This window comes from Nitrobacter winogradskyi (assembly GCF_006539545.1).
GTDB lineage: Bacteria > Pseudomonadota > Alphaproteobacteria > Rhizobiales > Xanthobacteraceae > Nitrobacter > Nitrobacter winogradskyi_A.
The window spans coordinates 1-9,979 of the sequence record NZ_BJNF01000009.1 but is presented as its reverse complement, the minus strand read 5'-3'; the positions used below and the strand labels follow the sequence as shown (position 1 = coordinate 9,979).

The 9,979-nt window shown below is 64.6% G+C and carries 10 protein-coding genes; 3 read left to right on the top strand and 7 right to left on the bottom strand.

The window, feature by feature from the left end:
- The first annotated feature begins 170 nt into the window (after positions 1–170).
- Complete coding sequence (locus tag NWI01_RS02105) at positions 171–617, top strand: nucleoside deaminase (RefSeq protein WP_141382252.1); 447 nt, start codon at positions 171–173, stop codon at positions 615–617.
- 9 nt (positions 618–626) lie between these two features.
- Here the strand turns inward: NWI01_RS02105 and purD are convergent, their stop codons facing one another.
- The gene (gene purD / locus NWI01_RS02100) at positions 627–1,907 is read right to left on the bottom strand and encodes a phosphoribosylamine--glycine ligase (RefSeq protein ID WP_141382250.1); all 1,281 of its coding nucleotides are present in this window, start codon (positions 1,905–1,907) and stop codon (positions 627–629) included.
- A gap of 81 nt (positions 1,908–1,988) precedes the next feature.
- On the opposite strand from purD, the gene xseA reads away from it, so the two are divergent.
- Together xseA and NWI01_RS02090 are read left to right on the top strand one after the other, a co-directional pair.
- Positions 1,989–3,614 (top strand): exodeoxyribonuclease VII large subunit, encoded by a 1,626-nt coding sequence (gene xseA / locus NWI01_RS02095; RefSeq protein WP_141382248.1) that lies wholly within the window; start codon positions 1,989–1,991, stop codon positions 3,612–3,614.
- Between the two features lie 112 nt (positions 3,615–3,726).
- Positions 3,727–3,954, top strand: coding sequence for a DUF2093 domain-containing protein (locus tag NWI01_RS02090; protein WP_141382246.1), 228 nt, complete (start codon positions 3,727–3,729; stop codon positions 3,952–3,954).
- On the opposite strand, the gene lpxK is transcribed toward NWI01_RS02090, so the two are convergent.
- The 6 genes from lpxK to NWI01_RS02060 all read right to left on the bottom strand — a co-directional run bounded on the left by lpxK (position 3,949) and on the right by NWI01_RS02060 (position 9,650).
- Positions 3,949–4,962, bottom strand: coding sequence for a tetraacyldisaccharide 4'-kinase (gene lpxK / locus NWI01_RS02085; protein ID WP_141382244.1), 1,014 nt, complete (start codon positions 4,960–4,962; stop codon positions 3,949–3,951). The two genes, NWI01_RS02090 and lpxK, sit on opposite strands and share 6 nt — an antisense overlap.
- A complete protein-coding gene (locus tag NWI01_RS02080; protein ID WP_244613610.1) occupies positions 4,955–6,283 on the bottom strand; it encodes a 3-deoxy-D-manno-octulosonic acid transferase in 1,329 nt (442 codons plus the stop codon). The genes lpxK and NWI01_RS02080 overlap by 8 nt, the downstream gene beginning before the upstream one ends.
- A 119-nt stretch (positions 6,284–6,402) precedes the next feature.
- Positions 6,403–7,137: a lysophospholipid acyltransferase family protein gene (locus NWI01_RS02075; RefSeq protein ID WP_141382241.1), complete on the bottom strand. Its 735-nt coding sequence runs from the start codon at positions 7,135–7,137 to the stop codon at positions 6,403–6,405.
- Entirely contained in the window at positions 7,134–7,385 is a 252-nt protein-coding gene (locus NWI01_RS02070) for a DUF4170 domain-containing protein (RefSeq protein WP_141382239.1), read from the bottom strand. Before NWI01_RS02070 ends, NWI01_RS02075 begins: the two co-directional genes overlap by 4 nt.
- 74 nt (positions 7,386–7,459) lie before the next feature.
- Positions 7,460–8,275, bottom strand: coding sequence for a 3'(2'),5'-bisphosphate nucleotidase CysQ (locus NWI01_RS02065; protein ID WP_141382237.1), 816 nt, complete (start codon positions 8,273–8,275; stop codon positions 7,460–7,462).
- The gene (locus NWI01_RS02060) at positions 8,262–9,650 is read right to left on the bottom strand and encodes a TldD/PmbA family protein (protein ID WP_181410340.1); all 1,389 of its coding nucleotides are present in this window, start codon (positions 9,648–9,650) and stop codon (positions 8,262–8,264) included. The genes NWI01_RS02065 and NWI01_RS02060 overlap by 14 nt, the downstream gene beginning before the upstream one ends.
- Positions 9,651–9,979: the final 329 nt, after the last annotated feature.

Genomic DNA, 9,979 nt, shown 5'->3' with positions numbered 1-9,979 from the left:
CTTCGCTCGAAAACGCTATAGCGCGCCTCTTAACAGGGTTCGCGCCGGAGCGCGATCAGGAAAAGCGGATACCGCCTTTTCGTCTGATCGCGCTCCAGGATATTGATATGGCGCATGATCTGAACGCCAAGCCGCCTCCACTTGGCGGATCATGCGCCGGGATACAAAACATGACCGCACCCTCTTTCATGGACATGGCGCTCGAAGCCGCAGAAAGAGCCCGTCAAGCGGGCGAGGTGCCGATCGGCTGCGTGATCGTGCGCGACGGAGAGATCATCGCCGCCGCGGGAAACCGCACCCTGATCGATCGCGATCCGACCGCTCATGCCGAGGTTCTGGCGCTCCGTGCAGCCGCGCACGTCCTCGGCAGCGAACGGCTGACCGGTTGCGATCTCTATGTGACGCTGGAACCCTGCACGATGTGCGCGGCTGCGATCTCGTTCGCGCGGATCCGAAGGCTCTACTATGGAGCGAGCGACCCCAAAGGCGGCGCGGTGGAGTCCGGCGTGCAATTCTTCGCCGCGCCGACCTGCCATCACCGGCCGGAGGTGTATTCTTCCGTCGGCGAAAGCCAGGCGGCGGCGTTGCTGCGGGATTTTTTCAAGGCGCGCCGATAAAATCCACCTCTATCCGCCCTTCTCCCGCGCCACCGCGCGAAGGCCGATGTCGCGACGGCAAAAGCCCTCGGGCCATGTGATGCGATCGACCGCCTCATACGCGCGGGCTTGCGCCTCCGCGACGGTCCTGCCGAGCGCGCAGACATTCAGGACGCGACCGCCACTCGCGAGAATGCGCCCGTCCTCCTCTTTCGTGCCGGCATGAAAAATCTCCACGCCCTCGGCCTTGGCGGCATCATCAAGTCCGTCGATGCGCGTTCCCTTCGCGTAGCTGCCGGGATAGCCCTTCGCCGCCATCACCACGGTCAGCGCAGGATCGGGAAACCAGCGCATGCTGAAATGATTCAGTTGCCCGTCGCAGGCGGCGAACAGCGCCGGCACGATGTCGCCCCTCATCCGCAACATCAGCACCTGGCATTCCGGATCGCCGAAGCGGACGTTGTACTCGATCAGCTTCGGTCCCTGTTCCGTGATCATCAGGCCGGCGAACAGCACGCCCTTGAAAGCCGCACCCTTCTCGCGCATGGCGCGCAACGTCGGAACGATGATCTCATCCATGGTGCGGCGGCACATCTCGTCCGTCATCACCGGCGCCGGCGAATAGGCGCCCATTCCGCCGGTGTTCGGGCCCTCGTCGCCGTCGAACGCCCGTTTATGATCCTGCGCGGTCGCCAGCGGCATCGCGTGTTCGCCGTCGCATAGCGCGAAGAACGACGCTTCCTCGCCACGCAGAAATTCCTCGACCACGACCTCAGCGCCAGCCGTGCCGAAGCCGCCCCCGAACATCATATCGACTGCCGCCAGCGCCTCGTCCAGCGTCATGGCCACCACGACGCCCTTGCCGGCCGCAAGCCCGTCGGCCTTGATGACGATCGGCGCGCCGTGCGCGTGGATATAGTCCTTTGCCGCCCCGGCGTCCCTGAAGCGTTCATAGGCCGCTGTTGGGATGCCATTGTCGCGGCACACGTCTTTGGTGAAACCCTTCGAGCTTTCGAGCTGCGCGGCGGCCTTGCCCGGACCGAACGCCTTGATGCCCGCGGCAGCGAGATCATCGACAATGCCCGCGGCGAGCGGCGCTTCCGGACCGACCACCACCAGATCGACCTTGTTGGTTTTGCAGAACACGATCACCGCTTCATGATCCGCGACATCGAGCGCCACGCATTCGGCCTCGCGCGCGATCCCGGCATTGCCCGGCGCGCACCAGAGTTTCGTCAGCAGCGGCGAGCCCGCGATTTTCCACGCCAGCGCATGTTCGCGGCCGCCGGAACCAAGCAGAAGAATGTTCATGTACGAGCGCCGATCCAGCCTTTCCGGTGGTTTCGGAGCGGTTTAGCATGGTAATGCGGACGAGCAACAGAAGTGAGGCTGATGCCCGCAAATCCAGCACAGCTTCTGGCGAATTCGCCGGAATATACCGTCTCCGAGTTGTCCTCGGCGCTGAAACGCACCGTGGAGGACACCTACGGCCATGTGCGGGTGCGCGGCGAGATATCCGGCTTTCGCGGACCGCACGCCTCGGGCCATTGCTATTTCGCGCTGAAGGACGAGAGCGCCAAGATCGAGGCGGTAATCTGGAAAGGCGTCCACGGCCGGATGCGGTTCAAGCCGCAGGAGGGCCTCGAAGTTATCGCCACCGGCAAGCTGACCACCTATCCGGGCTCGTCGAAATACCAGATCGTGATCGAGGCGATCGAGCCGGCCGGAATCGGCGCGCTGATGGCGCTGATGGAGGAACGCAAGAGGAAGCTCGCGGCGGAAGGGCTGTTCGATGAAGCCCGCAAGCAGCTGCTTCCCTGGCTGCCCGAGGTCATCGGGGTGGTGACCTCCCCGACCGGCGCGGTGATTCGCGATATTTTGCACCGGCTGGAAGATCGTTTTCCTCGCCGCGTGCTGGTGTGGCCGGTGCGGGTGCAGGGCGAAGGCTCAGCCGAACAGATTGCCGCCGCCATCGACGGATTCAATGCGCTGCCGGACGGCGGACCCATTCCGCGTCCCGACCTGCTGATCGTCGCGCGCGGCGGCGGCTCGCTCGAAGACCTGTGGTCGTTCAACGAGGAAATCGTGGTCCGCGCCGCAGCCGGCAGCATGATTCCGCTGATCTCGGCAGTGGGTCACGAAACCGACGTAACGCTGATCGATTTCGCCGCCGATCAGCGGGCCCCGACACCGACCGCCGCCGCCGAAATGGCCGTGCCGGTTCGGTCCGATCTGGCGGTTAAAATCTCGAACCTCGCGGCCCGCGCCCTCGTCGCGTGGAAGCGAGGTCATGACGACCGGCGCGCCGAATTACGCTCCGCCGCCCGCGCGCTGCCGGGAGCCGGTGAACTGCTCGCAATTCCCCGCCAGACGCTCGACAATGCCGCCGCTGCCTTGCCGCGCGCCTTGCGCGCAAGCACGCACCTTCATCACCGCCGCTTCACGCGGATTTCCGGCGGACTCACGTTGCGCGTGCTGCGCGCGCAGGTTACGCACGCGAAACAGTCGGTCGCCGCAACCGGCGCGAGGCTCACACACAGCGCACAGGTTGTGCTGCGCCACCGCCGCGACCGCTTCGCGGGACTGGTGGTACGGCTCAGGGCGTCGAGGCTAGCCAACGTACAGACGCAGCGCGATCGCCTCGCGCGTGACAACGAACGGACAAGGCGACTGGCCGAGCGCGCGCGACGGGCGCTCGTCACCTTGCTGCAACGGCATGAGGCGCGCATCACGCATTCGGGTCAGCTACTCGCGGCGCTTTCCTATCGCGGCGTGCTTGCGCGCGGCTTCGCACTGGTTCGCGACGACGCCGGACAGGCGGTGCGAAGCGCGACGGCGGTCGGTTCCGGCGCGCGCCTCACGCTGGAATTTACCGACGGAAAGGTGAACGTCACCTCCGACACCGATCAAACCGTAGCGACATCATCAAACCCGCCGAGGTCAAATCCCACGAGCGAGCCCAAACCGATATCCCGCAGGCGCGCGACCAAACCCGCCGACCAGGGAAGTCTGTTCTGAACACACCGGGTCCGGTATGCTATGATGAGGTCAAAATCCGAAAGGCGGCCGGATGGCGTTTCGTCAAGCTGTAGCGCTGTGCGAACCTGTCTGAGACCCCTGGAGAAAAGCAGTGCTGAACAAATTTCGCCAGTCCGGACAAAGCGAGGCGCGCGTGCAGTATCTCGATGGCGACTTCCGGGTGATCTCGCCGGGAACCTATGTCCGTTGCGCCGTCACCGACACCCGCATTCCACTCGACGAGCTGAAATACTGGAGTGTCGACTTGCAGGAGGCTTACGCTCTCCCGAGCGCGGTGTTGCAGCGCCATTACCCGGGCGCGCTCAAGACGCCCTCATAAGGTTAGCCGGGCACGGCCGAGCCTGTCGGCCAGGAACGACCGCAGCACCGTTTCATCGCCGAACGCAAGGGTGACTGCGAAAGGCGTGACGGTCTGTGCGAAAGCGGCGAGGTTCTCGTTGTTGCGCAGCCGCGCCAGATCTTTCTCCGTTGTCACCAACGTTAAACCATCCTTCTCGGCGGCGGCTTGCAGCGCGGCCACCTCACGTTGCGAGAACGGATGGTGGTCCGCGAATGCCCGCTCCGCCAGCACATCGACGCCGCAGGCGCGAAGACTGCGGAAGAACCTTGGGGGATCACCGATTCCGGCAAAGGCTAGGACGCGCCTGCCGCGAAGGGTGGCAACCGAGGCTTCATCCGGGACAATCCGCGCGCGTAAGACAGGTCCTCCCCGCGCCTTGATGCGCGCCGCAACGTCGTCCGCGGCGGAACCAGAACCGACGATCACCAGCGCATCGGTGCGAGCGAGTTGCGGCGGCAGCGGCGCACGCAGCGGCCCCGCCGGAAAAACCCGCCGGTTGCCGAGACCACTATCTCCATCGATCACAATCAGCGAGATATCCTTCGCAAGCGCCGGGTTCTGGAAGCCGTCATCCATCACGATCAGGCTCGCCCCCAGCGCGCACGCGGGCGCGACGCCCGCCGCCCGTTGTCGCGACACGATCACGGGGAGCGTCCGCGCCATCATCAAGGGCTCGTCTCCGACATCGGCAGCCGCATGCCGGTCCGGATCGACGCGCACCGGGCCGCGCAGCCGTCCGCCGTAGCCGCGGCTGATCACGACCGGCGTTTCGCCGAGCGAACGGAGAATACCGGCGAGCGCCAACACGGTCGGCGTCTTGCCCGCGCCGCCGAGATGATAGTTTCCGACGCAGATCACCGGCACCCCGGCGCGCAGACCCGTCCGTGACAGCCGCCGCGCGGCGATCGCGCCGTAAAGCGCGCCAACGGGCATCAGAGACCGCGAAAGCAATGATGATGGCTTGCGCCAGAAGGCCGGTTCACGCATCGCCCGCCCGTCGTTCAAGCCGCAACTGCAGAAGATACGGTTCGAGCGCGGCCAGTGTGCGATCCAGCGCACCGCCAAGTTTTTCCACCACCTGAGACGCCGCCGTCGCAGCCGCCTCGCGTGCGGCGGGTTCGTTGAGAAGGTAGCCAAGCCGCTTCGTCAGCACATCGCCGTCGTCGACCCGGCACGCGCCGCCCGCGCTGTCGAGCGCGCCATACACATCCGGAAAATTGAAGACGTGCGGCCCGTGCACGATCGACGCATTGAGCTTGACCGCCTCGATCGGATTCTGGCCGCCATGCGGCACCAGCGAGCCGCCCATGAAAACGATCGGCGCCACACGGTAGAACAATCCCATTTCGCCGATGGTGTCGGCGATATAGATGTTCGTGTTCGCCGTCGGCAGTTGCTCCAGCGAGCGTCGCGCCGCCTGCGCGCCGGAGCCGATGACCATCCGGGCGATCGCCTCGCCCCGATCGGGGTGGCGCGGAACGATCACGGTCAGCAGCGACGGAAAATCACGCGCGAGCGTTTGATGGGCGTTGAGCAGTATTTCTTCCTCGCCCGGATGTGTCGAGGCCGCCACCACGACCGGACGGCCACGGGTCACGAACAACAATCGTTCCAGCCTGGTCTCGTCGGCCGGCGGAGCCTGGACGTCGAGCTTGAGGTTGCCAGTGATGACGACGTTGCGCCCCCCGAGCGCCGTGAAACGCTCCGCGTCGATTTCGGACTGGACAAGGCAGATATCGAACCGGCTCAACAACGCCCCGATCGTTCGGGAGGCTCGCCGCCAGCGCGGGAATGAACGACGCGACATCCGCCCGTTGATCAGCACGATCGGTACACGGCGGCTCGCGCCGGCCAGAATCAGGTTCGGCCACAGGTCCGACTCGATAAAGAGCGCAAGATCGGGTTGCCAGTGATCGAGAAAACGCTCCACGAAGCGGGGCGAGTCGTAAGGGATATACTGGTGAATGATATCCGGCGGGAACCGCTTCGCGGCGACGGCTGCCGAGGTAACCGTGCCTGACGTAACCAGAACGCCGATATCAAGCGCGCGTAGCCGCTCGATCAGCGCGGCTGCCGCCAGCACCTCGCCAACGCTGGCGCCATGGATCCAGACCAGCGGGCCCGCGGGTCGGGGCTGCCGGGCGAGGCCCCGGCGCTCATTGATGCGCGCCGGGTCTTCCTTGCCCTGTTTCAAACGCCGTTTCAGAAGCAGGGGCGCCAGCGGCCCGGCAGCGACAGCCAGCCTGCGGTAGAGACGCAGCGTCGCCGGCATCGGGCTCACGCCCGCTTTCCGAAGTTCGTGAGACATCGCAACACCTCCCTGAACGAACTTCGGAAAGAAAAGGGTACCAGCAGCTTATGAACCTATAGCGTTTTCGAGCGAAGTGGACACCGGTTCGCCTGAAGAAAACGCGTCAAAACAACAATCTAGGCATGACCCGTCTGGTATTCCGGATCAGCCTCGAATTGGGGCCGGCCGACTTTCGCGTAAGCGCGGCGCGTCGCATCGTTCAATGTCGCCTCCAGCCGTGCCCTCAGCATCTCCATCATCTGCGCATCCGCGTCCGAAGGAACCGAGATCGGCTCACCGCCAACCAGGGCGCCGCGGCCGAACGGCAGGTTGATCGTCGTGCGATCCCAGTTGTTCAGGCGGATGAAGCGACTCGTCGCCATTGCAAATGGCATGATGGTCCGCCCGGATTCACGCGCCAGCATGATGATGCCGAGGCCGGCGATCCGCGAGCGCTTCGGCACATCGGCGGTCAGGGCCACGTTGTAGCCCTCCTCCAATGCGCGGACCATTTCCTTGAAAGCGCCGACGCCCCCCTTGCGATTGAACGCGGAGCCGTGATCGCCGGAGCCGCGAATGGTTTCAATCCCCAGCCGCTCCGCGGCGAGCGCGTTGAACTCGCCGTCGCGGTGCCGCGAGATCAGCACCTTGCCGCGATGGTGCGCCCGCCTGATGAATGGCGTCATGAAATGCTGCCCGTGCCAGAATGCGAGGACCACCGGCATCTGCGGCTCGACGATGTCGTAAACATCCTCGGGGTCGTAGCTGAACCTGTTGGTTCGCCAGACCAGCCATAAAAAGCCCGCGGCCAGAAGGCCCGCGGACTGCTGAAACCAGCGTGAGCGCAGCAGATTGCGAAGCAGTTTTCTCAAAGGTCGGTCTTCGTGTCTTGACCAGGATCGAGCAGCCGATGGAGATGGACGATGAAATACCGCGTGTGGGCGTTATCGACCGTCCGCTGCGCCTTCGCTTTCCAGGCGGCATAGGCTGATGCGTAGTTCGGATAGAGGCCGACGATCTCGACCTCATCGAGGTTTTTGAAGGTCGTATGCGCGAGATCGGTCAGTTCACCTCCAATCACGAGATGGAGCAGTTGCTGGGGCGGACTGTCTGGCGGCATCACGCGTTGTCCTACTATGCCGCCGGCCTTCAGGCAAATACCATCCAGGCACCATCTAAGGTCGGCAGCCGGCCTTATGGCAGCGGACGCCCCCGGACCTGCGCGAGAATGCGCGCGTGGCGAGGATGGCCGGCCGCGACCAGCACGCCGTGCGTCACCTCTGCGCGATTATAGAGGATCGACTCGCCACCGAGCGAGGTCATTTTACCATTCGCCTCATGCACGATCAAATCGGCCGCGGCGATATCCCAATCGTGGCTCTGGCCGCCGGCGAAAGCCGCGTCGATTCCGCCGCTCGCCACGCGGCACAGTCGCAGCGCCAGCGAACTGATCCTCGGATGAAGGACGGCATCGTGCGGATGCAGGTCGAGTTTTTCCAGAAGCGGTTTCGGTCCTGCAATCTTCGAGAAATCCAGATCATCACCGCCGGTCGCCTGGACCGGCAGGCCGTTGCAGGTCGTACCCTGTCCGCGCTCGGCAACGAAAAACTCGGAGGTCGCGGGCGCGAACACGGCGGCGAGCAGCGGCGAGGCATCCTCCACCAGAGCGACGCTGACGCACCATTCGTCATGACCGGCGAGATAGCCGCGCGTGCCGTCGATCGGATCAACGATCCAGACCCTCTTCCTGCCGAGCCGCGAAAGATCGTCGGTGCTTTCCTCGGACAACCAGCCGTAGTCCTGAAGCGCGCCCAGCCTGCTCGCAATGAGATCGTTGACCGCGATGTCCGCCTCCGAAACCGGGGAAGACACCCCCTTGGTCCAGGTCCGCAGCCGGGTGCGACGCATCGCGAGCGCCAGTAGTCCGGCCTCGCGCACCGTCTCGATCAATAAAGCGCGGTCGCGCGCCAAAAGGTCGGTTCGGCTGTCGGCGTCGTCAGCGCCCGCCAACAGTCAGCCCTTCGATACGCACGGTCGGCGCGTTGGTCCCGTAGCGGAACGTGAGATCGTTGGCGGGTGTCAGCGATTTGAACATCTCGATCAAATGACCCGCGATGGTAATCTCGCTGACCGGATAGGTGATCTCGCCGTTCTCGATCCAGAATCCGGACGCGCCGCGGCTATAATCGCCGGTCACGCCGTTGACGCCGGAGCCGATCAGGTCGGTCACGTAGAAACCCTGCTCGACGTCCGCGATCAATTGGCGCGGCGTCATTTCTCCGGCCTCGAGATGCAGGTTATACGGTCCCGGCGACGGCGACGACGAGACGCCACGATGGGCATGACCGGTCGTGGTCAGCCCGAGTTCGCGCGCGGTCGCTGAATCCAAAAGCCATGACGTCAGGACGCCGTCGTCGATCACCGCGAGCTTCTTCGTCGCGACCCCTTCGGCGTCGAAGGATTGCGAGCGCAATCCGCGCACCCGCAGCGGATCATCGACGATCCGGATTCCTTTCGCGAAGAGCTGCTGGCCGAGCCGGTCTTTCAGGAAGCTGGTCTTGCGCGCGACCGCCGCGCCGTTGGCGGCGCCCACGACATGGCCGACCAGCGAGCCCGCGACGCGAGGATCAAACACCACCGGCACCTTGCAGGTCGCAACCTTGCGCGGATTGGCGCGCGCCACCGCCCGTTCGCCCGCGCTGCGGCCGATGCTGGCCGCGGACATGAGATCGGACCCATGAAGCGCGGAGCTGAAATCGTAATCGCGCTCCATGCCGGTGCCGTCACCGACGATCGCCATCATCGAGATGCCCTGGCTCGAACGCAGATAGCGTCCATGGAAGCCGGTGCTCGTCACCAGCACCATGCCGCTGATGCCGGTGGACGCCGACGCGCCGCCGGATTTGGTCACGCCCTTGACGGCAAGACCCGCCGCCTCGGCTTCGACCGCGCGGCGCTCGAGTTCCGCCGTCGAAGGCATCACCCGATCGAGCAGATCGAGGTCGGGGAAATTTTGCGCCAGCAATGACGGGTCGGCCAGCCCGACATACTGATCATCGGGCGCGACGCGCGCCATCGCGACCGCGCGCTCGGCGAGCTTCGCGACATTGTCGCCGCCGACATCGTTGGTCGAGACGGTGGCCTGCCGTCGTCCGACCAGCACACGCAGCCCGACGTCATCGCCCTCCGACCGCTCCGATTCCTCGACGCGGCCGTCGCGAACCTCGACGCCTTGCGAGACGCCCCGCACGGCGATTGCATCCGCGGCATCCGCGCCCGCGCGCTTGGCGGCCTCGACCAGCCGCCCGGCGAGTTCACTGAGCGCGGATTGATCGAAGAGATCGGATGCGACGGATTCCGGCAACGAATTTGGTGAAGAGTTCACGAACAAAATCCAGGGTCTTCGACAGGACCTGCCAAAAGGCAGGCCCGTCATGAGAGGTGCTTATTTTACGCGGACTTCAAGCATTCCACGAAGCGGTATTAAAGATTATCCGCGCCCCGGCAAGGACCCGTCAAGCATGTCGGCCAAGGGTCTGTCAATCATGTGCGCGAATCGCAGGCGGAATACCTTCGATTAACCAGCCTTTTTAAGCAGATCCGGACCGCGCTCTGGCAAGCTCTCACCCATCGACCGGAAACATAATTCCGGCGGGGGAGACTAAAGCCGTGAGGCGTCAAACAGCAACCAGCGGGATCAATCCCGCCGGGTCG